The organism is Paenibacillus xanthanilyticus (assembly GCF_042682185.1).
GTDB lineage: Bacteria > Bacillota > Bacilli > Paenibacillales > Paenibacillaceae > Paenibacillus_Z > Paenibacillus_Z xanthanilyticus.
The window spans coordinates 870,920-894,977 of the sequence record NZ_JBHUHA010000002.1; the positions used below are offsets into that span (position 1 = coordinate 870,920).

The 24,058-nt window shown below is 58.4% G+C and carries 23 protein-coding genes; 7 read left to right on the forward strand and 16 right to left on the reverse strand.

The annotated features are described in order from the left end of the window. Positions 1-109: 109 nt before the first annotated feature. Complete coding sequence (locus tag ACFSKT_RS20885; protein WP_377718286.1) at positions 110-742, forward strand: pyridoxamine 5'-phosphate oxidase family protein; 633 nt, start codon at positions 110-112, stop codon at positions 740-742. 37 nt (positions 743-779) lie between these two features. Here the strand turns inward: ACFSKT_RS20885 and ACFSKT_RS20890 are convergent, their stop codons facing one another. Then, positions 780-1,571 carry an AraC family transcriptional regulator gene (locus ACFSKT_RS20890; RefSeq protein WP_377718285.1) on the reverse strand — a complete coding sequence of 264 codons (792 nt, stop codon included), beginning with the start codon at positions 1,569-1,571 and terminating at the stop codon, positions 780-782. A gap of 467 nt (positions 1,572-2,038) precedes the next feature. On the opposite strand from ACFSKT_RS20890, the gene ACFSKT_RS20895 reads away from it, so the two are divergent. Further along, positions 2,039-3,343 carry an aminotransferase class I/II-fold pyridoxal phosphate-dependent enzyme gene (locus tag ACFSKT_RS20895; protein ID WP_377718284.1) on the forward strand — a complete coding sequence of 435 codons (1,305 nt, stop codon included), beginning with the start codon at positions 2,039-2,041 and terminating at the stop codon, positions 3,341-3,343. A gap of 72 nt (positions 3,344-3,415) precedes the next feature. Here ACFSKT_RS20895 and ACFSKT_RS20900 read toward each other — a convergent pair whose 3' ends face one another. The 11 genes from ACFSKT_RS20900 to ACFSKT_RS20950 form a co-directional block, all read right to left on the reverse strand. After that, positions 3,416-4,921, reverse strand: coding sequence for an ABC transporter substrate-binding protein (locus tag ACFSKT_RS20900; RefSeq protein ID WP_377718283.1), 1,506 nt, complete (start codon positions 4,919-4,921; stop codon positions 3,416-3,418). A gap of 162 nt (positions 4,922-5,083) precedes the next feature. Next, positions 5,084-6,151: an aminopeptidase gene (locus tag ACFSKT_RS20905; protein ID WP_377718282.1), complete on the reverse strand. Its 1,068-nt coding sequence runs from the start codon at positions 6,149-6,151 to the stop codon at positions 5,084-5,086. Positions 6,152-6,172: 21 nt separating this feature from the next. After that, positions 6,173-7,423 (reverse strand): ABC transporter permease, encoded by a 1,251-nt coding sequence (locus tag ACFSKT_RS20910; protein ID WP_377718281.1) that lies wholly within the window; start codon positions 7,421-7,423, stop codon positions 6,173-6,175. Beyond that, complete coding sequence (locus tag ACFSKT_RS20915; protein WP_377718280.1) at positions 7,404-8,174, reverse strand: ABC transporter ATP-binding protein; 771 nt, start codon at positions 8,172-8,174, stop codon at positions 7,404-7,406. The genes ACFSKT_RS20910 and ACFSKT_RS20915 overlap by 20 nt, the downstream gene beginning before the upstream one ends. A 227-nt stretch (positions 8,175-8,401) precedes the next feature. After that, on the reverse strand, positions 8,402-10,315 hold the full coding sequence (locus tag ACFSKT_RS20920; protein ID WP_377718279.1) for an S-layer homology domain-containing protein: 1,914 nt from the start codon (positions 10,313-10,315) through the stop codon (positions 8,402-8,404). A 218-nt stretch (positions 10,316-10,533) separates the two neighbouring features. Next, on the reverse strand, positions 10,534-10,953 hold the full coding sequence (locus ACFSKT_RS20925) for a VOC family protein (RefSeq protein ID WP_377718278.1): 420 nt from the start codon (positions 10,951-10,953) through the stop codon (positions 10,534-10,536). Positions 10,954-11,014: 61 nt separating this feature from the next. Next, complete coding sequence (locus ACFSKT_RS20930) at positions 11,015-11,746, reverse strand: thioesterase II family protein (protein WP_377718277.1); 732 nt, start codon at positions 11,744-11,746, stop codon at positions 11,015-11,017. 154 nt (positions 11,747-11,900) lie between these two features. Beyond that, complete coding sequence (locus ACFSKT_RS20935) at positions 11,901-13,442, reverse strand: DEAD/DEAH box helicase (RefSeq protein ID WP_377718276.1); 1,542 nt, start codon at positions 13,440-13,442, stop codon at positions 11,901-11,903. 28 nt (positions 13,443-13,470) lie between these two features. Beyond that, complete coding sequence (locus tag ACFSKT_RS20940; RefSeq protein ID WP_377718275.1) at positions 13,471-14,277, reverse strand: SDR family NAD(P)-dependent oxidoreductase; 807 nt, start codon at positions 14,275-14,277, stop codon at positions 13,471-13,473. 177 nt (positions 14,278-14,454) lie between these two features. Continuing rightward, positions 14,455-14,916: a chemotaxis protein CheX gene (locus tag ACFSKT_RS20945; RefSeq protein WP_377718274.1), complete on the reverse strand. Its 462-nt coding sequence runs from the start codon at positions 14,914-14,916 to the stop codon at positions 14,455-14,457. A gap of 248 nt (positions 14,917-15,164) precedes the next feature. Further along, positions 15,165-16,163 carry an HRDC domain-containing protein gene (locus tag ACFSKT_RS20950; protein ID WP_377718273.1) on the reverse strand — a complete coding sequence of 333 codons (999 nt, stop codon included), beginning with the start codon at positions 16,161-16,163 and terminating at the stop codon, positions 15,165-15,167. A gap of 277 nt (positions 16,164-16,440) precedes the next feature. On the opposite strand from ACFSKT_RS20950, the gene ACFSKT_RS20955 reads away from it, so the two are divergent. Genes ACFSKT_RS20955 through ACFSKT_RS20965 form a run of 3 tightly spaced genes read left to right on the forward strand, consistent with a single transcriptional unit; the run spans position 16,441 to position 17,326 of the window. Then, positions 16,441-16,734 carry a DUF3055 domain-containing protein gene (locus ACFSKT_RS20955; RefSeq protein ID WP_377718272.1) on the forward strand — a complete coding sequence of 98 codons (294 nt, stop codon included), beginning with the start codon at positions 16,441-16,443 and terminating at the stop codon, positions 16,732-16,734. Between the two features lie 46 nt (positions 16,735-16,780). Further along, positions 16,781-17,062, forward strand: coding sequence for a hypothetical protein (locus ACFSKT_RS20960; RefSeq protein WP_377776339.1), 282 nt, complete (start codon positions 16,781-16,783; stop codon positions 17,060-17,062). Between the two features lie 45 nt (positions 17,063-17,107). Next, positions 17,108-17,326 (forward strand): cysteine-rich CWC family protein, encoded by a 219-nt coding sequence (locus tag ACFSKT_RS20965; RefSeq protein ID WP_377718270.1) that lies wholly within the window; start codon positions 17,108-17,110, stop codon positions 17,324-17,326. Positions 17,327-17,744: 418 nt separating this feature from the next. Here the strand turns inward: ACFSKT_RS20965 and ACFSKT_RS20970 are convergent, their stop codons facing one another. Both ACFSKT_RS20970 and ACFSKT_RS20975 read right to left on the reverse strand, forming a co-directional pair. Beyond that, a complete protein-coding gene (locus ACFSKT_RS20970) occupies positions 17,745-18,935 on the reverse strand; it encodes a Gfo/Idh/MocA family protein (protein WP_377718269.1) in 1,191 nt (396 codons plus the stop codon). 206 nt (positions 18,936-19,141) lie between these two features. After that, entirely contained in the window at positions 19,142-20,521 is a 1,380-nt protein-coding gene (locus tag ACFSKT_RS20975) for an MATE family efflux transporter (protein ID WP_377718755.1), read from the reverse strand. A 159-nt stretch (positions 20,522-20,680) separates the two neighbouring features. Here ACFSKT_RS20975 and ACFSKT_RS20980 point away from each other — a divergent pair, with 159 nt between their 5' ends. Then, entirely contained in the window at positions 20,681-21,571 is an 891-nt protein-coding gene (locus ACFSKT_RS20980; protein ID WP_377718268.1) for a helix-turn-helix transcriptional regulator, read from the forward strand. 31 nt (positions 21,572-21,602) lie between these two features. Beyond that, positions 21,603-22,334, forward strand: a complete 732-nt coding sequence (locus ACFSKT_RS20985) for a class I SAM-dependent methyltransferase (RefSeq protein ID WP_377718267.1) — start codon at positions 21,603-21,605, stop codon at positions 22,332-22,334. A gap of 69 nt (positions 22,335-22,403) precedes the next feature. On the opposite strand, the gene ACFSKT_RS20990 is transcribed toward ACFSKT_RS20985, so the two are convergent. Both ACFSKT_RS20990 and ACFSKT_RS20995 read right to left on the reverse strand, forming a co-directional pair. After that, positions 22,404-22,892 (reverse strand): hypothetical protein, encoded by a 489-nt coding sequence (locus ACFSKT_RS20990; RefSeq protein ID WP_377718266.1) that lies wholly within the window; start codon positions 22,890-22,892, stop codon positions 22,404-22,406. Positions 22,893-22,958: 66 nt separating this feature from the next. Continuing rightward, positions 22,959-23,990: a phosphotransferase gene (locus ACFSKT_RS20995; protein WP_377718265.1), complete on the reverse strand. Its 1,032-nt coding sequence runs from the start codon at positions 23,988-23,990 to the stop codon at positions 22,959-22,961. Positions 23,991-24,058 lie beyond the last annotated feature (68 nt).

Here is a 24,058-nt window from a genome sequence, read left to right on the forward strand (position 1 = left end):
GACTCCATTCGCCAACTGGTACATTGAAATTACTCTAGATTGGATCTTTTTAATTGTCAATATTCACGTTACGATCGCTACTAATGAATCTAGAGAGGATGGCGGGGCCATGCGAAGACAAGAATTCCAGATGCAAAACGAACAAGAGGAAGACATCACGGCGTTTCTCGAGGAGATGAGCTTCGGGTTTCTCGGCCTGGTGGACGAGGATGGCGCACCGATCGTCACGCCGCTAAATTATACTTATACCGGCGGCAAGCTGTATTTTCACGGCAGCCGGATCGGCGAGAAAATGACGGCGCTGCGCGCCGGATCGAAGGTGACCTTCGCCATCGCCAAGGAATATGCGATTATTCCATCCTATTTCTCCGATCCGCTGATGGCCTGTCCGGCGACGAGTTACTTCAAATCCGTCCGCATCGACGGCGAGGCCGTCATCGTGGACGATCCGCGCGAGAAGGCGCTCGCGCTCGAGGCGCTCATGCGCAAGCTGCAGCCCGAAGGGGGCTACAAGACGATCGACGCCGACGATCCGGACTACGCGCCGCGCCTGAAGGGCGTTGCGGTCGTTCGGATTGACCCGGTTCGCGTCATCGGCAAATTCAAGTTCGGCCAGAACTTGAAGGAGAAGCCGCGCCAGGCCGTGGAGGGCGGACTTCTCGAACGCGGAAGCGACTATGACGCGGAGACGGTGGAGCTCATGCGCCGCTACTGCCCGGCCCATAAGCAGCCGCTCGATTGAGGCACGATCGATCGACGACGAAAAGCCCGCCAAGGTCTTATCTGACCTCGGACGGGCTTTTGCCGGTATATTGCTTGAATTGGCGGCTAAAGAAGAAAATATCCCGATACCCGAGCGCATCCGCCACCTCGGTTACGTTCATCCCCGCGTGCATGAGCAGATGCTGCGCGCGTTCGATCCGCGTGCGGATCATGTACGTCTGCACCGAGACGCCGACGATCTCCTTGAATTTAATCGAGAAGTACCGCGGCGATAGCTGCGCGCGAAGGGCCAGATCCTCCACCCGATGCGCCGCGCCGGGATGCTGACGGATGAAGTTCGCGATCTCGTGGATCGCCTCCGTTAGTTGGTTGCTCGCTTTGCGTTCCACCGGTCCGGTGCCCATAATATCGTCGCGGAGGAGCAGGATCATCAGCTGCTTCAGGATGAGCTTTGCTTCCTCCTCGGCCGCGTACGTGTTCACGAGGAACAAGCGGACGTAGCGCGAGAGCAAATGCTCGAAATCGACCGTCTCGGTTAAGACGCGGTACGGCTCCGGCACGAGCGCCGCCGGTTCGCTCACGTCGAAGTGAATATAGGTCAAAATGAGCGGTTTTTGGGGATTATGCGTCGCGCTTGTATGGTCGCCGGGTCGAAAGAGGAAACAGCTGCCCTTTCCGACCTGGAACGGTTCATCGTTGAGAATGACTTCGCCTTCCCCGCTCCAGACGTAGAACAGGTCGTAATTCGCCATCGGCTTTTCGCGTTTTTGCCATTTCCAGCCGGGCTCGCATACGATTTTAGCAAAGGCGGATTTTAAGATATAGCTTGATGGCGGAAGATGAAGCACCGCGAAAATTCCTCCCATCCGTCCGGTACATGTTAGTCGATGTCATTCTACACCGGGCCGCCGCGATTCGCAAGAGATCGGCGTCGCAGGCCGAAGGGAGCGTTGAAGGATTGGGGCGGCTAAGCTTATGCTTCCGACGCAGCATTTTCTCGAAATAGTCCGCAAAGCGAACATTAAATACGAAAATGCAAAGCGGTTGCTTCCGAAGCCAGCAATTTTTCGTTTATGTTCGTAAAGCGAACATTCCATGAATTGCTAAGCTTATGCTTCCGACGCAGCATTTTCTCGAAATAGTCCGCAAAGCGAACATTAAATACGAAAATGCTTTTAAATGTTAAATATTTATCAATTTTCACCCTTCTTTAACGCGCTTCCGCCTTGAAATAGTGATATAATATCACCTAAACAGTTTTCAACATGTAAACCCAAACCTACGAACCAATTTGTGGAAGGATGGAATGAGTGCAATGAACCCACTTGCCCAGCAGTTGAACGCGACGATCGAACGTGAAAATCCGCACATTTACGCGATGCTGTCGTCCCTTGGCAAAGCGATTTATTTCCCGAAAGTCGGCATCTTAAGCCAATCCGCGGAAGCGAAATCGAAAGCGAAGAAGTTCAACGCCACGATCGGCATCGCAACTGAAGGCGGTCAACCGATGCACCTGAAGGTCATTCAAGATACGTTGTCCGCGTACAATCCGAAGGACATTTACGAATATGCGCCTCCTGCGGGCAAGCCCGAGCTGCGCGCCGCATGGCGCGAGAAGATGATCAAGGAGAATCCTTCGCTCGCGGGCAAAAGCTTCGGCAACCCGGTCGTCACGAACGCGCTCACGCACGGCCTGAGCATCGTGGCCGACCTGTTCGCGGATGCCGGCGATGCCGTCGTTATCCCGAACAAGAACTGGGAGAACTACGAGCTGACCTTCGGCGTCCGCCGCGGCGCCGAGATCGTCGAATACCCGCTCTATAACGAAGAGGAGCGCTTCAATAGCGCCGGTCTTCGCGAAGCGCTGCTGGCGCAGAAGGGCAAGGGCAAAGCGATCGTCGTCCTCAACTTCCCGAACAATCCGACCGGCTATACGCCGAACGCGAAGGAAGGCGAAGAGATCGTCGCCGCGATCCGCGACGCCGCCGAAGCCGGCGTGAACGTCGTCGTCGTGACGGACGACGCGTACTTCGGCCTCTTCTTCGAGAATTCGCTGCAAGAGTCGCTGTTCGGCAAGCTGGCCGACCTTCATGAGCGCGTGCTGGCGATCAAGGTCGACGGCGCAACCAAGGAAGAGTACGTCTGGGGCTTCCGCGTCGGCTTCATCACGTTCGCCAGCGCATCGGAGTCGCTGCTTGCAGCGCTCGAGCAAAAGACGCTGGGCATTATCCGCGCGACCATCTCCAGCGGCGCGCATCCATCCCAAACGTTCGTCCTTCACGCGCTGCAATCGCCGGAATTCGAAGCGCAGAAGGCCGAGAAGTTCAACATTATGAAAGGCCGCGCCAACCGCGTCAAAGAACTGCTCGACAGCGGACGCTACGGCGACGTATGGGGCTACTACCCGTTCAACTCCGGCTACTTCATGTGCTTGAAGCTGAAAGGCGTCACCGCCGAGACTGTCCGTCAGCGCCTGCTCGACGAATACGGCATCGGCACGATCGCGCTGGGCGAGACCGATCTGCGCGTTGCGTTCTCCTGCATTGAGGAGCCGTACCTCGAGGAGCTGTACGATACGATCTACAAGGCCGTGCAAGACGTGACGGTCGCGAGCAAATAACCCCAACGAACAAAGCCGCTATCCGGTTCACCCGGACAGCGGCTTTTTTACGTTATGAAAGTACGCAAGCGGTTACGTGGTTGGCTCCGCCACGGTAGCAGTTGATGCACTCTCCGTCGTCTCTGCATCCTGCACGCTTTCCGCGTCGCCACCGGAGGGCTCCGCCTTATCGCCGCCGCTTTCGGCAGCTTTCTTCGCCTTCTCGGCTTCCTGGGCTTTGCGCGCCTTATCCAGCTCCTGCTGCCCCTTCGTCTCGATCGCCTGCAGCGCTTCATCCAAGCTTTGGCTGCCTGCTTGCACCGCCTTCAGCTCTTTCTCCGCGTTATCGAAGAACGGTGTATAGAACTCGCCCGGAATATTCGTGTTAAAGTCATTCGATTCTCGAGGCTTCAGCGCATAGAACGGCTCCAGGTTCACGTCGCCCTTCACCTTGTTCTTGTTATACTGCGTGCGCGTCAGCAAACTGCCGCTCTGCGTCCGCGATAGCAGCTTCGCCGCCTGATCGCCGTTAATATACTTCACGAGCTGCCAAGCCGCCTTCGGATTCGCCGCCTTGGCGTTGATCGCATAGATCTCTGACAGATCGAGCGTCGTGCCTGTGCCCGGATTGGCCGGATCGATCGGCTCCGTCAGCAACCCCCACGTGAACGGCTTGTAGTCTTTGTTGAAATCGCCTGCGCGGCTAAGCTCGTCCATGTAATAGGAGCCGTTCATGGTCATCGCGGCTTTGCCGGACAGGAACTTGTCCCGTTCCATGTAATCCTCATAGCTCCCGGATCCGGACGTATTGCTTACCATCTCCGGCGAATAGATCGCGCCGGATTTGACGGCGGCCAAGGTCGTCTCGTACACACGCTTCCAGCCCTCCGTGTTGATGGAGATTTTCGTCGCGGCGGGATCGATGTAGCGGAGCCCTTCCGTATTGCCGATCAGCATGCCCATGTTCGTCAAGTTCCCATACCCATAGGAGAACCCGTACACGCGCTCCTTCTGATCGCCGCCCGTCGGGAACCGCTTCGCCAGCTCGAAGACTTCCTGCCAGCTCAAGCTCTTGTCCGGCAGCGGGACGCCATACTTATCGAATAAGTCCTTATTGTAAAATAGCGCTTGACTGTAGAAGAAGGGAGACAATCCGTACAGCTTGCCGCCGCCCTTTTCCTTCATCCTCTCCACCGCGAAGGGCAGCAGATCGGCGCTCTTGAAATCTTCTTCCTCGAGCATCGCATCCAGCTCGATGAGTTTGTTTGCCTCGGCGAACTTCACATATTGGTCCATGCTGAGCATGAGGACGTCCGGCTGCTCCTTCTCGATGAAATCCGCGAACGCCTTCTCGTGATCCGTCACGCCTTCGCCGTAGATCGAACGCATGCTTAACACTTCAATCTCCACGTTTGGAAACTTCGTATTGAACAAATTGCCGTATTGCTGGAAAAACCACGATTCGTCATGCGCCATCACCTTCAGCGTCCCCGCTTCCTCCTCGTCCATCGAGAAGGCGGAGTCATTCCCGCCCGCGCAGCCCGTAACGAGCAGCGACAGCGACAAGACTGTCGGCAGGGACCATTTGGAAACTTTCATTCGTTACCTCCTATTATTTTAATCTTCTAGATTTTACCACTCTCACTTCTTTTGTCAAATTTTAATAGAGTACCCTAGATTTATCCTATCTCGCACACAGCAAAAAAAAGGCTCTCATCCGGAAACGATCTTCCGTGATGAAGAGCCTGCTCGTCAATCATCTTAGAACAGCCATTTGCCGTTCTTCTGCACCAATTCGCCGTCGAGATAGATCTCGCCGCCGTCCTTCAAGCTTTTGATCATATCCCAATGAATGAGCGATTCGTTCCCCGGGCCGCCCGCCTCATACGCGCGCCCGAGCGCCAGATGGACCGATCCGCCGATCTTCTCGTCGAACAGAATCTCCTTGGTCGGCCGTTCGATGCCGAAGTTGCAGCCAATGCCGAGCTCCCCGAGGAAACGGGCGCCCGCGTCTGTGTCCAGCGCGGCGATCAGCGCCGCCTCGCCCTTCTCGGCGGAGCATTCCACAACGCGCCCCTGTTCGAAGCGCAGCCGGATGCCGGCGATCTCTTGACCGTTGAAGATGGTCGGCCATTCGTAATAAATATGACCTTCGGTGAGCAGATGGTTCGGCGAGAAGTAGAATTCGCCGTCCGGCACGTTGCGGTAGCCCGCGCACATGACTGCCTTGCGCCCTGCGATATCGACCGTCAGATCGGTCTCCTTCGCGACGATCCGCAACTTGGACGCCGCGTTGAACTTCTCGGAAGCAGCCAGCATCGATTGCAGCATGGCCTCGTAATCCACATTTACCGCGCTGTACACGAAATCTTCGTATTCCTCCAGCGACATGCCCGCGTCCATCGCCTGCGCTTGGGTCGGGAACATCGTGAGCACCCACCGGGCGCCGCCCTTCATCAAGTACTGAGACAGCTCCGCGGTCGCCTTCCGCCGGCGTTGAATACGCAGCGGGTCGACGTTCGTCAGCTCCTTGTTGTTGGCTTCGCCCAGAATGCGGATGACCGCGTCCGACTGCTCGTACAGCCATTTCATGACCTGAATATCGTCCAGCTGCTCATCCGTGCCCTCTTGGATGAATATGCGCTCGATCTCCGGCAGCGTCACCTGCGTAACGGGATGTCCGCCCGCCCGCAGCACTTCTTTGTACACGGCCCGAATGAGCGGCGCGGTCTCCGCTTCCCCGATGATGAGGACGCGTTCACCCGCTTTTACTTGAATCGAATGGCCTACCAGCACCTTCGCCAGCTCGCCTACGCGTGGATCTGCCATATTGTTGTCTCCCCTTGTCCTCTAGTCTTCTTCTTCCCAATCGGTTTTCATTTTGCGCCTGATTCGCGACGGCCGAACGAGCAAAATAAAGGCCAGCCCTACCGCAAGTGCCACCAGCGCTTGCGCCGTCTGTCCGCGCGCGGGCAGCCCGATCGCATACGGCACGAAGAGCAGCGCGGCGGCAATCAAGAATGCGAACCGGTCAACGCGGACGACAGCCGCTACCCGCTGTGACTCCGGCAGCGGGTACACATGGCGCCAGACGGAATGCCGATGCGATTGCGTGAGCGCCGACAGCTGCAAGCCGACGAGCCAGACGAACAACACGTACACGCCAGTCGCTCCCCAACCGTTCCATAACCCTGCGTCCGCCGCAAGCCAACCCGAGAGCATCCCGAGCAGCGTCAGCCGGATCGCAATGCCGCCAAGCTCCGTGCGCATAAGCGTATGCGCGTAAAGGTAGGCGAAGGCATGTGCGCTCGAATATCGAATGCGCCGCCCGAGCCAGCTGAGATACCCGCGTCGCGCCACTTGCGCCGTCTCCGCCGGCACGTCGGCGAACGCGCTGAAGAACACGGTATACCGACGCTGCGTGCGTTTCTCCTCGGCGATCAGCGTCTGCCAGGGCATGCGGTATTTGGGCAAGCTCCTGTACAGCAGTGCAAGCAGCAGTATGCCCCCCGCCGCGATGACGACCGCGACTAACGGGTCGCTCTGCACGAATGCAGCGGTACACATGGCCGTCACGATCCATCTGGCGACTCGCATGAGCCTTCTGCTGTTCCGCCACACCAGCCTTCGCTCCTGCCACGCGGCCGCGATGCTGAGACCTTTCATCGCGATCACGACGGCGAGCAGCAGCATCGGCGGCATCTCCCCTGGACCGCGCGTAAAGATCGGCAGATAGATTAGGCAGACGATCAGCGCGGCGACCAGACCCGGAAGGCCGTTATACCGAATCGAACGACTTATGTATCGGCGCATCTCGCCCTCGCGCGGCAGCAGGAACACGATATCCGCCTCTCTTAGCCACGTCCGCAGCGGACTATAGGCGATAACGGGCGTGAGCGCCGCCATGCCGACCAGCGTGAACGGAAAATCGGGCGGCATCGCCCGCAGCAGCGACGTATACCAGGCCAGCGCCGTCAGCAGCACCATCGCCGTCACGAACGGCACGCCGCTTCTGGCCATATCGATGATATATGGCATCGAGCTTCGCCAGAACGCCGACGACCGTTGTGCCCAAATCGCTTCAATCGATATGCGTCCCATCCGGGCCTCCTGGCGCCATCGTCAGCCGGTAGAACGCTTCCTCCAGCGACCGTTCCCCGCTCCGCATGCCCGCCGTCTCGCATACTTCGGAAAGCGTGCCGTAGGCGATCATGCGCCCGTGATGCAGCACGATGAAACGATCGCAGTACGATTCTACGGTCGACAGAATATGCGAACTCATGAAAATGGCCGCGCCTTCCCGCTTCACCTCGACCAGCTTATCCAGCAGCGACCGGATGCCGAGCGGATCCAGTCCGAGGAACGGCTCGTCGATGATGTACAGCGGCGGCCGCGCGAGGAGCGCGTTCATGATCATCACCTTCTGCCGCATCCCCTTCGAGAGATGGGCCGCGAACGCCTTCGTCTTCGGCTTCATATGGAATTCGCCGAGCAGCGAGGCGGACAGCGCCTCGTAATCCCGCTCCTCCACGCCGTACGCCATGCCCGTCAGCCGAAGATGCTCTTCCACCGTCAGCTCGTCGAACAGGAGCGGCGTCTCCGGCACATAGGCCAGCGCCGAGCGGTACTGCTCCGGGTTGTCCGCAAGCGTCTTCCCTTGAATGCGCACGTCGCCTTTATGGGGATGCATCAGACCGAGAATATGTTTGATCGCCGTGCTTTTGCCCGCGCCGTTCAAGCCGATCAGGCCGATCATCTCGCCCGGCTCCACCTGGAACGAGAGATCGTGCAGCACGGGCTTGCGCGGACTATAGCCGCCAGTCAACTGGCGGACTTCCAATACCGGATTCATCCAGCTCACCTCACTGTCCACATTATACCGAAATTAGCCGCGCAAGGCGAAACGGCACTCTATCGTTCGTCGCGACGAGGGGAGTTTCGTGCGAGTACGACCGGACAACGCAGCAGCGCGGCTATTTTCGCCCCTTTCGACACAAAACCCCCGTCCAAAGGCAATGCGCAGGGGAGCGCCGCCGATAGACGGGGGTTCATGTTGATCTCTTTAGGAAGAGGAGTCGATTATGCCTTCACTTCAATGGACGTAACCGCGTTGTTCGTCACTTTCAGCTCGACCGTCGCGCCAGCCACGAGCTTGGCGGAATCGCCGACGATCGTCACGTTGGAAGCTACATTCAGGACGAGCGCCTGCGTGCCGCCTGCGATTTCCTGCGTGATGGAGATCATGTTGATCTTGCCGTCCGCGCCGAGGGATACGCTGTTCAGCTTGCCTGTTTGCGTCACGACTTGCGGTACGTAGTTCTTCGTTACTTCCACGAAGACGGCTTTGCCTTGGTACGTGCGAACGAGCAGCTCGTCGCCGGCCACGAGCGCGGATGCCGCCACCTTCACGTCATTGCGGAAGATGTACGCATTCGAGGAAAGCGGGATTGCGACTTCCGTGTTGTCTGCTTTGATGACCGTAATCGTGTTATTCGAGACGGCCGCCTTCAGCTTGCCCGTATACGTTGCTTCCACCGGCTGCTGCTCGAACGTCTTCGTCACTTCGATGAATACCGCTTTGCCATTCGCCACGCTGACCGTGATTTGATCACCGGCCACGAGCGCGGACGCCGCGACCTTCACGTTATTGCGGAAAATGTACGCGTTCGAGTCGATCGGAATCGCGATTTCGGATTTGTCGGCTTTTACGAGCGTCAGGGAATCGCCCGACACCGCCGCTTTCAGCGTGCCGTTGTACGTTTGGTCGGCCGGCGTCTGTACCGCCGTCTTCGTCACTTCGATGAATACGGCTTTGCCGCCGGACACTTGCACGACGATTTCGTCGCCCGCCACGAGCGCGGATGCCGCTACTTTCACATTGTTACGGAAGATGTACGCGCCCGAAGACAGCGGAATAACAACCTCCGAATTATCGGCTTTCACCAGGGTGATCGAATTGTTCGATACGCCGGCCTTCAGCTTGCCTGCATAGGAAGCGTCGGCAACCGTGCTCTCAGCCGGTTTCGTCACTTCGATGAACACCGCGCTGCCGCCGAACGTGCGCACCACGATCTCGTCGCCGGCGACGAGGGATGTCACGCTCGCCTTCACGTTGTTGCGGAAAACGAATACATGGGATGCCAGCGAAACCGTCGTCTCCGTGTTGTCCGACTTGACGATCGTGATCTTGCCGTCGGCCGCAGCCGCTTTCAGCTTGCCGCTGATCGCCTGCGCGTCTTGGTCGTCATCCGGCATTTGCTCGTCGGTGCGATCGAGCAGCGCTGCAAGCTCTGCGCGGGTAACCGGCTGGTTCGGACGGAACGTGTTGTCGTTGTAGCCGGTGATAAGCCCTTTCTCCACCGCGAGCGCCACGTAGCCGACCGACGCCGCAGGAATGTTCTTCGCGTCGCGGAAGTTCAGCGACGTGTTGACCTTTGCTTTGGCTTCGGCGTCGAGACCCAATGCCTTGATGAGCAGCGTTGCCGCGAACAGGCGAGTTGCCGGCTTCTCGGCTTGGATGCTCGTGTCCGTCTCGTTGAACAGATCTTTCTCAAGCGCGACGGCGACGTAGCCGACCGCCCACGGATATTTCTTCTTCAGTTCGGACGCGTCCTTGAAGTTCAAGACGGTCGCCATCTCTTCGGCGGATTCCGCCTGCTCCTTCAGGCCCATCAACCGAACGGCCGCCGTGATCGCCTCGATGCGCGTGATGACTTTGTTCGGCTTGAACGTGCCGTCCTCGTAACCGGTGAAGACGCCTTTCGATGCCAGGCGAACGATATATTCAAGCGCCCATTTCAATTCCTTCTCATCTTTGAAATTGACGTTAATGTTGTACTCTTCTTTTTTCTGGCTGTAGCCGGATTTGCGGTCATCGTCCTTGCGGTCGTTCCCTTTGCCTTTGCCGTCCGCGAACGCGCTCGTCGCGCCGCCTGCCAGCGTCAGTACCGCCATCGATGCCACTGCCGTCTTTTTCAACATTGCCTTGTTCATCAATTGCCACTCTCCCATTTAGCTGCGGTCCGTGCCGCGATTTGCTTTCGCCCATACTATTCGGCCGGGCCTTTTCGGTTTGTGGGGGTGGGGTCGAAAACTTTTTTGAACGCGTGCTAGGCGCCTCCTCCTCGCAAGGCCTCATCCTATCGGGCACGCAAAAGAGAGACAGGCGAAATTCCGCACTGTCTCTCTATCACACGACCTGTCCCCTTACCCTAGTCCAACTCCCACTGCGGGTTCCATACCACTTCCCATAGGTGACCGTCCGGGTCTTGAAAATACCCCGAGTACCCGCCCCAAAACGTATCGTGCGGCGGGACCGCGATAACTGCGCCGGATCGTCCGGCCAGCGCCATAATCTCGTCGACCGCGGCCTTGCTGCCCACGTTGTGCCCGATCGTCATCTCCGTCGGACTCGGCGGCGATAATGCGACCTTCGCGTCATGGGCGATGTTCCGCCGCTCCCACAGTGCAAGCTTCAATCCGCCCAGCAGGTCGATAAAGACGACCGCGCCATGCTCGAATTCCTGGCCGACAATGCCCTCAGTCGCAAAACCGAGACCATCCCGGTAGAAGGCGAGCGATCGCTCCAAGTCATCCACGCCTAACGTAACGACCGTAATTCGCGGCTTCATGGCCTTACCTCCTCATGAAAGGCTCCCCTTGCAACCATATCATTGCTGTTCCTCGTCCCGATCAACGCCACATCCACTGCTGCAGGCGGCCGCCCAGCAGCGCTTCGCTAACGCACTCCGAGACTTCGCGAGTCTGATCGGCGAGATAGAAATGCCCGCCCGGAAACGTATGCAGCTCGAACCGCCCGCTCGCCAGTTCCTGCCAAGCCTGCATCTCCGCTTCCGTCATCCGGTCTTGATTCCCCGTGAGCACGGTCACCGGCACCGCGAGCTTCACCTGCGGTTCATGCACATATTCGTCCAGCAGCCGAAAATCGGCTCGGATCACGGGCAGAAACAGCTCCATGAGCTCCTCGTTATCCAGCACCGCTTGAGGTGTTCCGCCCATTTGGGCTAACCGCGCCTTCAACTCGTCGTCCGGCAAGTGGCTAAGCGGCTCCCATGCCCGGTTGATCAGCTGCGGCGCCTTCAAGCCCGAGACGATCAGATGGCGCGGCTTTGGTTCTCCGCCGGCTGCAATCCTGCGCGCAAGCTCATAAGCCAAGAGCGCTCCCATGCTATGGCCGAACAAGGCATAATCGGCGCCGCTCGCGACGAACGCGCTCACCTTGCGGTGCAGCTCCTCCACGAGCGGGCCGATCGACGGGTAAGGACGATCCTTGAACCGCGTGCCTCTTCCCGGCAGCTCGAGAGGGACCAGCTTGATCGCCGGGTCCACGGTCTCGAGCCAGCGGGCATAGATCATCGCCGATCCGCCCGCATGGGGAAGGCAAAACAAATAGTAGGGCTGCATGTACCGTTTCTCCTCCCGAAACGCCTTAAATGCGACATCATCACTCGTATTCTCTATGTAGACCGGTCCGGCGCTCTCGGCCGGAGAGTGGGTCCATGAAGCGCATACCCTCCCGTCCGCGGCCAAAAGAAATCAACGGACCGGTTGTCTTGCTCTATTGAGAATCCCGTTTGGCCTTCAGCCATTTCGGCGCGCCTTTGTCTTTGCGGTCGCGCTCACGGACTGCTTTCTGGGCCGGCTTGGTCGACGGCGCGGATTTCGGCGAGGCGGAAGCCGGTTCGCTCTTCTTGCGAATTACGCCCTCTTCCGTGCGCGAATAGCGGACAGCGTCCGAGCGATTGTCCGAGACCGGACGTTCGCCGGCGGAGCGGCGCTCGCCGCGATCCGGCAAACTAGGCCCGTTCGTCTCCCGTCCGAGGCCGGCGCCCGGACGAGGCTGACCGGTTGCAGCCTGCTTGCCACCCGGCGCGCGGCTTCCGCTTGCATCGGCGCCGGACCGCCAAGCGCCGTCGCGTCCCCTTCCCTCGCGCTGCGGGCCGCTTTGGTAGGATGATGGCTGTTCGTCGGCATCCCATAACCGGCCGCGATACATCTGCTTCTCTTCCAGCACGATCCCCAGCTGCTTGGCGAATTTGCTCATGATGAACCGCTGCTGGGGCGTAATGATCGTGACGACCGTGCCCTCGCGTCCCATTCGGCCGGTTCGCCCGGCCCGATGCACGTAATGCTCCGCGTCGGTCGCCGGGTCGAGCTGGACAACGAGCGGCAAGCCGGCGATATCAAGGCCGCGCGCGGCCACGTCCGTGGCGACCAGCAATTGGCAGCGACCATCCCGGAACCGGGCAAGAGTAGCGGCGCGGCGTTGTTTGTCTGCATCGCCGTACAGCGTCTCGACGGCAAACCCTTCATAACTTAATTTAGCTTCATAGTTGGCGATCTCGTCGGTATCGTTAATAAAAAGGAGCGCCGAACGCGGATTCAACATGCGGATAAGCCGTCTGGCCGTATCCGTCTTGTCGCGCTTGTCGCACACGATATAATAATGCTCCACCTGATTCGGCAGCTTCTGATCGGTCGTCACGTCGATCGTCTTCGGCTCCCGCATCCACTTCTGCTCGAACGCTTCCATCGTCTGCGGGCGCGTGGCGGAGAAGAAGGCAAGCTGGCGCTGCCTGTCCATCCGGGTCAGCAGCGTGTCTACTTCTTTCGTCGAACCGAGATCGAACACTTGGTCCGCCTCGTCGATGACGAGCAGCTTGATCTGATGCAGCTTCAGCTTGCCCGCCTGCACGAGCTCATGGATGCGGCCCGGCGTCCCAACGACGAGATGAGGCTTCTGCCTCAGCTTCTCGACCTGCCGCTGCATCGACGCGCCGCCGATCAGCTGCTGGACGCGGAGGGACAGCTCTTCGCCGTACAGCTCTGCAACCCGGTAAATCTGCATCGCGAGCTCCTGCGTCGGCGCCAGCACCATCGCTTGAAGCGCGTCATTGTCCGCTTCGATCCGCTGAAGCGCGGGCAGGATAAATGCCAGCGTCTTGCCTGTTCCAGTCTGCGACCTCGCGGTTACGTCATGCCCGGCAAGCAGTTCGGGGATTGCCGCCGATTGCACCGGCGTCGGCTGATCGATGCCGTTATCTCTCAATTTGGCGGCCAATTCGGCCTTTACGCCCATCGTTTCCCATAATACATTCATTTCTTGTCTTGCTCCTTTAGCTTTCGCTCTATTTGCGGTTCAGTAATTTGCCGAATGTCTTGTCGGCGAATCGGGGGGCTAGTCCGTATAGACGGATGCCAATGCCCGCGGACAGCGGCAGATCGACCTCCGGCGTGCGCTTCGCGATGACGCGTACGACCGCGTCCGCGACTTGCGACGGTTTAAGCAAATAACCCTTGACGCTCGCCGCATATCCGCCACCCGGGTCGGCCGTCTCGAGGAACGGCGTGTCGATCGGACCGGGATTGACGGCCGATACCGCGATGCCGTCCGGGGCCAGCTCTGCTCGCAGCGCATTCGTTAGCCCGAGCACCGCATGCTTGGTCGCCGCGTACCCCGAGGCCTTGGCCGTGCTCAGCTTGCCCGCCATTGAGGCGATGTTTACGATATGCCCATTGCCTTGGCTCTTCATATAAGGAAGCACCGCTTTCGTGCAGCGGACGGTGCCCATGTAGTTCGTATCCATCATCTTGGCAAAATGTTCGAGCGGCGCGTCTTCAAAGCGCTCGAATAGCCCGAAGCCCGCATTGTTGACCAATACGTCGATTCGACCGAAATCCGTCGCGATCCGGTCGACGACCCGCTGGACGTCGGCGGTATCCGTCACGTCCAGCTCGTAAAACCCGCACTGGCCGGGCACGCTGCCGCGCATCGCCGCAAGCTTGCTTGCGCTGCGTCCGGTAATAATCGGCACGGCGCCCGCTTCGGCGAGCTTCACGGCCGTTACCGCGCCAATGCCGCTGGTCGCGCCGGTAATGACGACAATTCGATTCCGCAACTGACTCAGCTGTTTCACGCGCATTCCATCTTTCATTCCAATTATGGCCGCTCTTGCTCTACTTTAACAGAGCGGGGGGCAATGCGAAAGAGAAGCTGATTGGTTTGCGTTCCCAATCGGGAGATTGGGAATGCAGCATTCAGCTGTCTAAGCGTAAAAGTTAATACTATGTAAAAAAGCTCCCTTGCGGGAGCGAATGGTGTTGCAACTCGATTAAGATGCGATAAGAACTTGAATATCCAATTCGCCGATGCCATCCATAATCAACGGAATCGTCAATGCTTTCTTTGTTTCGAAGCCGGCAGACTGGGCGGAATGAAGCACTTTAGGCGGGGTGATGTCCACGCGGACGCCTTGATTGAACAGCATGGTGCTCGCGTTGCCGCTGATCATGTTGCCCAACTCGGAAATCGCGCTCTTACCCATTTCGTCCATTTCGGAAATCGCGAAACCACCCATCATGGCCGAGACCATCTTGATGGCAACCTCTTCGCTCAAACCTAGTACGATATCGCCGTTCAGTTGGCCGTTCAGACCGATTTGGATCCAAATATAGTTCTCGACGAACTTCACGTCTTTAACGCCTAATGTTCCTGTCGACGGCCGCACTTGAGCCACCTGTTCGATGACTATTTTAGCAGACTCCAGGAATGGATTAATATACTCAGCCTTCATCTCGAGGAAACGCTCCTTTTTCGACTCGTTTCGAGTTCCCCATCTACCTAGCTATCTCGTATTATACTAGATAACTTAGGTCAAGTATACTATGCCTTTTTCAGGAAACTCGGAACAACCCTGATTTTGTCGAACTATGTTCGTGATATATTGGATATATCGGAAAAGGAAATACGTTTGTTTATACGCACACGCTCGGATTGGGCTGTTTCCACCAATTGCCTAGTTCATCCTGCCCATTTCCGGTTTTATACGGCAGCCGCTTTATCGTGTCTCCGGAAGCGCAGACGAATGAGACGAAGCCGGTCATAGAGCATGTCGACCGGCTGTCCGGACGGCAGATCCTCGCCGTAAACCTGATGCAGCACCGGCTTCAAGTACCGGTCTCCGATGATCGTCATCGCTTCCCACACCTGCTCCTGCTCGACGCTCGGCATATCCGCGAGCTCGCGCGCGATGAACGGCTCCAGGTCGTAGCCCTCCAGCTCCAGCCGCTCGATTTTCTCCATAAGATCGCGTCGCGGCATCTCCAGCTCCGCCTGCATTTGCGCGATCGATTTGCCTTCCGCAATGGCAGCAAGCAAACGTTTTTTATCGGTTTGACGATCGAGCACCGCTTTATATTTATTCTCCTTTTGCTTATAAATCCACGACGTGAACAGCTTCGGATCGAGCGCTTCGCTCACCCAGTCGAGCGGGAACGGCTGAGGCTGTTCGAAGGCCGCCGTAATCTTCAGGATATCCTCGCCATACGCTGCCAGCTTCGAATCGCCCCAGCCCGGAATCTGTACGAGCTCCTCGGGCAGCAAGGGCACGTAAGCGCTAATCATGAGCAGCATGCGATTATTCGCGACCATATAGGCGGATCTCCTCTCGGCCGCCGCCTTCGCCCGGCGCCAGTCGCGGAGCGCATCGAATAGCGCCGCATTGGCATTTGTCTCGCCGTAGCATTGCAGCATCGCATATACGCTGGACGCCGCGGCAAGCGGTTTGCGCTCTTCAAGCATGCCATCGATGACCGGCACGAAGCCTTCTCCCATTTTCACGGCGACGCCGTGCCGGAAAGAGGCGAGCATCTCCTCCCACGAGCTTCCTTCGAACCATATCGTTTGACCCTCTCCTTCAGACCCGCTCCCGGACCATAGCACCGACCAGCTTCCCTGCTGCTCGCAAATCGATAACTGGGCTTGCTCCGCCTGTGCGAGCTCCGACGTTCTCTCGAACGTGTTCATAAACACTACCTGCATACTAGACAACCTCCACAAGTATATTCGGCCTCAAGCTCTGCGCGCGGAGAGATTGCGGACAACGCAAAAAGCACCTCCCATGTCCGGTTATCGGACAAAGAGAGGTGCTTCCCCGCGTGCAGTCTTTGATTGGGTTCATCATAGCATAGGCTGACAAAGACTGACAAGGGGAACACAGCCTTAAGTCCCGCTCCTTATTGCCGCTTTAATGGGCGAATGCTATGATACTTGGCATATAGTCAGGAAACGAAAGACCAATACGGAGGAGGACTCATTCATGCTGCCCGATTATGATTTTATGTCCGACATGACGGAAGAAACATCGACGCGGTTCACGACTTTTATTACCCCAAGCCTTAAGCGGTTCGATCTGGCTGTGACGACGACCAACCGGTTCTACGGCAAGAAGCTCGTGACCGATCTGCAGAGCGGCAAAACCGCTATAATCGGCCCGGATGATCTGGAGGAGGAAGGGTACCTGGAGTACACATTCAAGCTCAGTGAAGAAGAAGCGGCCGAGCTAAGCCAATTTCTTTATTTGATCGTCGGCACGGTGAATTTTACCGACTGACGGCGGGCAAACTGTTACGGTAATGCCACTACCGTACACAGGAGTGATGCGCGTGAGCCGATTTTTAGAAGAAGACCGCCGGCCGTATACCGATCTATCCACGGTGGAGTCCCAGCGCAATGACTTGACGTTCGAAGAGTTCCCGGAAGGACCTTACGGTTCTTCGATGGTGTCGGAGCAGCTGGGCAAGAGCAAGCCTTGGCGCGTGGACCAGCGTCCGGCCAACCGGTTCGATTACGAGAACCGCGAGCTGCACAACGGCTTGAACCGCGGCTACCCGGGCGAGGATTTCAATGATACGACGCCCGATGCCCTTGATGAACCTTAAGGCGAGGATGCGGTAGATCGAGTCGGCTCCTAGGAGCTGAGCACAATGAATTGCCCTTTATGCGGCCGCGATAGCGACTGCGGGTACGAAGCGAATCGGGCGCAGCCGTCCTGCTGGTGCTTCGCCGAGCATTTCCCGAAAGAACTGCTGCAGCGCATTCCGGCTGAACTTCGCGGACAGCGATGCATATGCCAGGCGTGCTTAGCGGACTATACAACAGAGACAAAGAAGTCACCCGGCACCGCCGCCCAAGAGGAAAAATAAACTAAACCGCCTCGTTGACACGCAAAGGCGAGATTAAAATAAAGATTAAACCCGATGATTGGTTTGCGTTCAAGGTAAGGAACGCAGCATTCATCGACGGATTGGTTTGCGTTCAAGGTAAAGGAACGCAGCATTCATCGACGGATTGGTTTGCGTTCAAGGTAATGGAACGCTGCATTCATCGACGGATTGGTTTGCGTTCAAGGTAATGGAACGCAGCACGCCAACCGAATAGCCGCACAGTACCGCCTCAATTTGAGGGGCTTAAATGTCGACATCCGCCTATTTAAGAACAACCCCGGAAACTCCGCTGACGAGAATCCGGGGTTGTTTTTTAGTCGGTGGGGTCAAACAAGCCGCCCGAAATCAATTCGGGCGGCTCTTTTTTACGTCAATCAGCTGTAACTTTGCGGGCCCTCTATACTTCGCGCATCTCGGACACCTTCACCCATCTTCCTTCCCGGTGGCTCGTAAGTATCGCGTCGACGATAAGCATCGACCGGTGCCCGTCCTCGAACGTGGCGAACGGCATCGCCTCCGACGCCGGATCGCGCCCTTCCCGGATGAAGGTGTAAAACTGCAGCATGTTGTTCTTGAGCGCGTCCGGCCAGCCTTCGTTATGTCCCCCGGGAAGGTGGGTAGATCCGCGCGCCTCCTCCGCAAACAGCGACGGGTCCGCCAGCAGCACCTCGTTCGGCTTGTCCCGGTGGCCGATCCACAATTGCTGCGGCTCCTCCTGATTCCAGAAGGCGGACTGGCGGCTGCCGCTGAGCTCGAAGCTGAGCCGGTTTTTGCGCCCGGCGCTCACCTGGGACACCGTGAAGCTGCCCTTGCTTCCGTCTTCGAAGCGGATAAGGACGGACGCCGTATCCTCTGTCTCCACCTCATAATTCTCGTACACTTCCGTTTCGGAACCAGCGGCGACCTCCGCCGCGGCGGTCTCGAACGTCGTTATCCGCTGCTGCGTCTTGCGGCGAACCGGGATCACGGTCGAGAAATCGGCGCAGACCTCGCTGATCCGTTTGCCGCTCACAAATTGCACCGTGTCGCACCAGTGCGAACCAATGTCCGCCACCGCCCGCGTCGCGCCGCCGATCTTCGGGTCCAGCCGCCAGCTGTAATCGGTATCGTAGAGCAGCCAATCCTGCAAATAGCTGCCCTGGATGAGATGAATATCCCCCAGCTCGCCGCGCTCGATCATGGCCGACAGCTGCTGCAGGATCGGGAACTGCCGGTAGTTGAAGTTAACGCCGTGCACGACGCCGTTCGACCGCGCGAGCCGCAGCAGCTCGCCGGATTCCCGGCTGTTCAGCGCGAGCGGCTTCTCGGATAGGACGTGCTTGCCGGCGAGCATGATCGCCCGGTTAATTTCGAAATGGAGATCGTTCGGCGTGCAGTTATGGACCGCGACGATCTCAGGGTCGCGCAGCAGCTCTCTGTAATCGCCGTAGTAATCGGGAATGCCGAGCTCGGCCGCCTTCTGCTCCGCGCGTTCTTCGCTGGATCCCGCGAGTCCCTTCACCTCGACGAACCCCAGTCTTCGCACCGCTTCGATATGGGCCGGACCGATGAAGCCCCCGCCGATAATGCCGATTTTGATCGTATCCATCGTTACGCCTCCTTTTGCTTTCCGTTGAACCTGTACCTGACTATTACCCCGTAAGCCGCAGGCTTGTACCACGTTCACGCCGATCGGTCCTGCGCGCGATGCGTTCCATAGGGACGCCAATTTACGCCTAAACGCGGAAAACCTCTTGCGGTACGATCCGCCCCGTCAATCGGTGCGTATCGAGCAAGAGGTTTTCCAAACTTCGGCTAGGCTTGCACAGCGCCGTTCGCCGCCGCTCCGCCATCCGCTGGAGCGTGCGACTGCCGCGTCATCCATGTCCGGCTGCGCCAGCGGCGCCAAGAGAGAAATCCGCGCAAATACTCATCCGTAATCATGCAGCCATAGATGCCGACAAGCCCCCAGCCGAGCGAAATGCCCGTGACGTACGAGCATCCGGCCGCGATGGCCCACATCGAACCGATCGAGATGTACATGACGAAACGGGTATCGCCGACCGCGTTCAGCGCATTGCCGAGCGCCATATTGATCATTTTGCCCGGCTGCAGCAGCAGGTTCATCCCGAGCAGCGTGACGCCGATCGCGACGATCTCGGCATCGTCGGTGAATTGTCCGAGCAGCCAGCTGCCCATCAAGTAGATGACCAGCGAGTTGACGGTGACGACCGCGAGGCCGATCCACATCGCGCGGAACGTCGCCTGGTAAGCGTCTCTCGTCCGGGATGCGCCGAACAGATGCGCCACTTGAATTTGCAGCGCGAGCGCGAACGAATAGCCCAGCATGAAACAGAAGGATTCGAGCGTATTCATATACGTGCGCGCCGCCAGCTCCGCCGCGCCGAGCATCGCGATGAACGTGTAAATGAGCAGCTGCGTGAACACCCAGCAGGACATATTCACGCCGAGCGGCCAGCCGATGCGCATGACCTCGCCGAACAGCTTCCGGTCGAAGCGGAGAAACTCGGGCAGCATGATTTTGCGTCCGAATGCGTACAGGAACATGACGAGCAGCACCGCCGACGCGATAACGCGGCTGGCCAACGTGGACACCGCGACGCCCGTGAGTCCCCACTGCGGGAAGCCGAGCTCGCCATAGATGAACCCGTAGTTCATGACGACATGCACGATATTGACGCCGATAATGACGTACATCGGCCCTTTCGTATTGCCGGTATTGCGGATCGCCGTGCTGAAGGCGGCCATGATCGCGGTCAATACCATACCGCCGCCCGCGATGGAGATATACGTGTCCGCCAGCGGCATCAGATTCTCCGGCATCTGCAGCACGCGTGCGATCGCTTGCGGCCACAGGTACAGCACAATGCTGATCGCAAGGCCAATCGCGCCGCTGACCGTGACCGACATGATCGCGATCGTGCGGGCATCCTCCTCCCGCTTGGCGCCGATTCGCTGGGCGATCAAGATGCCCGCCCCGCTGGCGACCGTAATGAACAGCGTCATGAGCGCGTTAAATAACTGATTCGAGAAACCAACGACCGCCACCGCGTCGTCGGATACTTCGCTGACCATCAGCGTATCCACCGTCCCGAGCAGCGTCTGCAAAAACACTTCAATAAAAATCGGCCACGCCAGCGCCCACAGCGTAAATTTCCGATCGATTCCCTTCATCATTCCAACCTCCAACCTCTTCGTGTCTTTCCCGTGATGATGAACATGAGCGAACTATTCTGTACACATTATACGTGGTATACTGAAGCTCATGTATCAGGATTTGAACGGAAACTTTCACGATCCCAACCTGAACGCAAAAGAGGTGGAAATGATAGCGTGACCAATGTACTGACCTTTCGCGCCCCGCCGCTGCCGTTCTACATACTCGGCGGGCTGTCCGACTTCGCGCCGGGCGACCGGCACTTGAGCCGGCAAGGCATCGGCGTGTTCGATCTGCTGATCGTCCGCAAGGGCTGCTTGTTCGTCGGCGAGGACGAACGCCGGTTTGCTTTGACGCCGGGCAGCGCGCTCCTCTTGCGTCCCGATGCCTACCATTATGGCTACGAGGATTGCCGGGAGCGGACCGAGCATTACTGGATTCATTTTCAAACTGCGGGGGAATGGAGCGCCGAGGATGATGAACGTATCGATGCGCTGGCAGCGACCCCGGAGGAAGGCGCGCCGCGCATGCTGCACGCGTTCGACCCGACGCCGTACCGGCTCCAGCTGCCGCAATACGCCGCGCTTCCGCAGGCGAGCAATATGTATGAGCTGCTGGACCGGCTGATTGCGCTGAACGAGACGTCCTATCTCGGCATTACCCGCTGGCAGCTCGACGCGTTGTTCCAGCAGGTGCTCCAGCAGCTTGCCGCCACCATCCGCAAACAAGCCAGTTCGCCGCGCGCCGCCTGCGCGCAGCAAGCCGCCATGTACCTGCGCCGGCATTACAAGGAGGACATCAAAGCCGAACAGCTCGGTGAGCAGCTGCGCTTCCATCCGATCTATATCGCCCGCTGCATGCAGGCCGAGTTCGGCTGCTCGCCGATCGAATACTTGCTCCGCTACCGGATCGAGCAGGCGAAGCTGCTGCTGCTGCGCACGGATTTTACGATCGCGCGGATCGCAGAGGAAGTCGGCTTTCACCAAGCGGCGTATTTTACGTCGCGATTCACGAAGTACGAGGGGTTGTCGCCGCGGCAGTACCGCCAGCGGTTTTTGAAGGAGTGAGACGAAAATGGAGAAGGAGGCTAGCTTATCGATGAAACAGAACAAATACGACGAAGACGGCTTCTTCGCCAACTACAGTCAAATGCCCCGTTCGGTCGGCGGGTTGGATGCGGCGGGCGAGTGGAACGAGTTCCGCGCAATGCTCCCTGTACTGGCGGGCAAACGGGTGCTGGATCTCGGATGCGGGTTCGGCTGGCACTGCCGGTACGCGCGAGAGCACGGCGCGCGCTCGGTCGTCGGCGTCGATCTGTCCGCCAACATGCTGGACCGTGCCCGAGCGATGACGCATGATCCGGACATCGAATACCGGCAGCTCGCGATGGAGGACATCGATTTTGCCGACGGCGAGTTCGACGTCGTCCTGAGCTCGCTCGCCTTCCATTACATCGCGGATTTCGCGGACATATGCCGCCGCGTCTATCGGTATCTCGCGCCTGGCGGCGCCTTCGTCTTCTCCGTCGAGCATCCGGTCTTCACCGCCCGCGCGGCGCAGGACTGGCATTACGGGCCGGATGGCGAGCGGCTCCATTGGCCGCTGGATGATTATCACGAAGAAGGCGCGCGCCAAGCGCGTTTCCTGGACAACGACGTCGTCAAATACCACCGCACCGTGTCCACGCAGCTGAACGCGCTGCTCTCGGCAGGCTTCGCGATCACGAAGCTGTCGGAGCTGCCGCCAACGCCGGAGCTGCTGGCCGCGTGGAAGGACGAATTCCGCCGGCCGATGTTTCTGCTCGTCGCCGCGCGGAAGCCGGGCGAATAGCGGGCGAAACAACCCGAAGGGCCGCGTCCTCCGGGTTGTTTTTATGATGGCACTGCTCTGCGTGATCGACTAAAAACCGTCATGCCCGCAAACGATCCGATTCCACGCATCAAGCTCTGGAATCTCGCCTCGCTTCAACGCGGATGGTGTGATCGCACACACTTGTCCGGGTTTTCTTCCTTTTCGAAGCGTAATGATCGCGTCCGTCTCCACCATCTTCGCCTTGGTCTCGAACGTAAGCTCCGCATGGACTACACAGACGCAGCCATCGTCGAATTCCGCCCGGACGTGATCGTAATCCGCTAACTTGAAAGCCTCTCGCTCGTGGAGAAGTCTCAAACCTTCCCCATCCAAGGGTTCGCCATAATGTTTAGCCGCCTGGTGAAATTCTGCTTGCTGAAGTTCCTGCAGAAAGACAGTCGTGTGCCGCACCGCTTGCGCTTTTTGATAGGCAACATGTCCATAATACGCGGCAAACAACAGCACCCACAGCAGCAACGCCGCGGCGCAAGGCAGCCATAGGAGCCGCCAGATGGCGATGCCGGCCGATTTCTTCACCGTTCATCCTTCTTTCTTGTCTTGTTCAGGCAAGCGGCGCGCGAAAGGACACGGCCGCGCACAGACCTACAGCACCGCCTCCGGGACCAGTCCTGCCTCCTTGAACTCCTTCACAAAACCGTCCAGCCATTCGTCACTATAATCGAGCGCGCCCATATCGGACGGAATGAACATCACATCTAAGCCCATAACCCAGAACCGCCTCGCCAAGACGAACAACTCGACCGCTTCCTCATCCCGCTTGCTGAAAGCTCGCGTCGAACGGTAGCCCCCTAAGATCTGCGCCCACAGCAGGTCCTTCGTCTCCGCCGATTGCCGCTTCCTCACGCGCACATGCGCCAAGTCGTACGCTCGCCAGCCGGGCGCCGCCCATTCGAAATCATAGTGCGTATAGCAGCCGTCCGACTCGAACGCGTTGTTGTTGCCATGCATGTCCCCGTGGCAGAGGCCGAAATCCAAGCCCTCCTTCACCGCCGCTTCGATGCGCGAGACGAGCGTTTCGGCATATGCCCGCAAAAACGGCGCAGCGGCATGGCGCGTACCGATATAGCTCAACGTTCGCTCCAGAGACTCTTCCACGAGGAAACGAACATCGAGCGGTCTTTTCGATGCATCCTGCGAGACACGAACGCGGTCCATCGCCGCATGAAGCTCGCCGGCCGAACGACCGAAGGCATAACATGCGGCTTCGTCGGCCAGCGCATTCTCGGTTCCGTCCACGAACGGGAACAGCACGGCAATTCTTTGACCCTCCGGCGCCTCGAGCACCGCATAGAAGTTCCCATCGCGTCTTGCGGCCGGCGCAGCCACCCGCGTGTCGCCTCCAGCCAGCTCTTGGGTCAAACCATTCAACAGTTCCATCTCATACCGAACGTCGGCTTCGCCGACTTCAGGCCGATACAGCCGCAGCATATACATCCCGCGCTGCGTCCGGACCCGGTACGTATCGTTCAGTCCGCGCAGCCACAATATGCAGTCTTGCCAATTTCCCACGTCATAGTCCGCTTGCAAGCAAGCCTGCAGGCTGTCCGGATCGATCACAGAACGCATCGCGCGCAGTTTCTTCCCATGTTCAATGTCCTCCGACTCATCGCTCATTTATTATCCATGCTCGTAAGCCCCGCGCCATTTAACACAGATTCGACGCTAGAGACAGGCGGGAAGTT

Coding starts and splice junctions, on each gene's coding strand:
- ACFSKT_RS20885 (WP_377718286.1), top strand. CDS start 110: ATGCGAAGACAAGAATTCCAGATGCAAAACGAACAAGAGGAAGACATC.
- ACFSKT_RS20895 (WP_377718284.1), top strand. CDS start 2,039: ATGAACCCACTTGCCCAGCAGTTGAACGCGACGATCGAACGTGAAAAT.
- ACFSKT_RS20900 (WP_377718283.1), bottom strand. CDS start 4,921: ATGAAAGTTTCCAAATGGTCCCTGCCGACAGTCTTGTCGCTGTCGCTG.
- ACFSKT_RS20905 (WP_377718282.1), bottom strand. CDS start 6,151: ATGGCAGATCCACGCGTAGGCGAGCTGGCGAAGGTGCTGGTAGGCCAT.
- ACFSKT_RS20910 (WP_377718281.1), bottom strand. CDS start 7,423: ATGGGACGCATATCGATTGAAGCGATTTGGGCACAACGGTCGTCGGCG.
- ACFSKT_RS20915 (WP_377718280.1), bottom strand. CDS start 8,174: ATGAATCCGGTATTGGAAGTCCGCCAGTTGACTGGCGGCTATAGTCCG.
- ACFSKT_RS20920 (WP_377718279.1), bottom strand. CDS start 10,315: ATGAACAAGGCAATGTTGAAAAAGACGGCAGTGGCATCGATGGCGGTA.
- ACFSKT_RS20925 (WP_377718278.1), bottom strand. CDS start 10,953: ATGAAGCCGCGAATTACGGTCGTTACGTTAGGCGTGGATGACTTGGAG.
- ACFSKT_RS20930 (WP_377718277.1), bottom strand. CDS start 11,746: ATGCAGCCCTACTATTTGTTTTGCCTTCCCCATGCGGGCGGATCGGCG.
- ACFSKT_RS20935 (WP_377718276.1), bottom strand. CDS start 13,442: ATGAATGTATTATGGGAAACGATGGGCGTAAAGGCCGAATTGGCCGCC.
- ACFSKT_RS20940 (WP_377718275.1), bottom strand. CDS start 14,277: ATGAAAGATGGAATGCGCGTGAAACAGCTGAGTCAGTTGCGGAATCGA.
- ACFSKT_RS20945 (WP_377718274.1), bottom strand. CDS start 14,916: ATGAAGGCTGAGTATATTAATCCATTCCTGGAGTCTGCTAAAATAGTC.
- ACFSKT_RS20950 (WP_377718273.1), bottom strand. CDS start 16,163: ATGCAGGTAGTGTTTATGAACACGTTCGAGAGAACGTCGGAGCTCGCA.
- ACFSKT_RS20955 (WP_377718272.1), top strand. CDS start 16,441: ATGCTGCCCGATTATGATTTTATGTCCGACATGACGGAAGAAACATCG.
- ACFSKT_RS20960 (WP_377776339.1), top strand. CDS start 16,781: ATGCGCGTGAGCCGATTTTTAGAAGAAGACCGCCGGCCGTATACCGAT.
- ACFSKT_RS20965 (WP_377718270.1), top strand. CDS start 17,108: ATGAATTGCCCTTTATGCGGCCGCGATAGCGACTGCGGGTACGAAGCG.
- ACFSKT_RS20970 (WP_377718269.1), bottom strand. CDS start 18,935: ATGGATACGATCAAAATCGGCATTATCGGCGGGGGCTTCATCGGTCCG.
- ACFSKT_RS20975 (WP_377718755.1), bottom strand. CDS start 20,521: ATGAAGGGAATCGATCGGAAATTTACGCTGTGGGCGCTGGCGTGGCCG.
- ACFSKT_RS20985 (WP_377718267.1), top strand. CDS start 21,603: ATGAAACAGAACAAATACGACGAAGACGGCTTCTTCGCCAACTACAGT.
- ACFSKT_RS20995 (WP_377718265.1), bottom strand. CDS start 23,990: ATGAGCGATGAGTCGGAGGACATTGAACATGGGAAGAAACTGCGCGCG.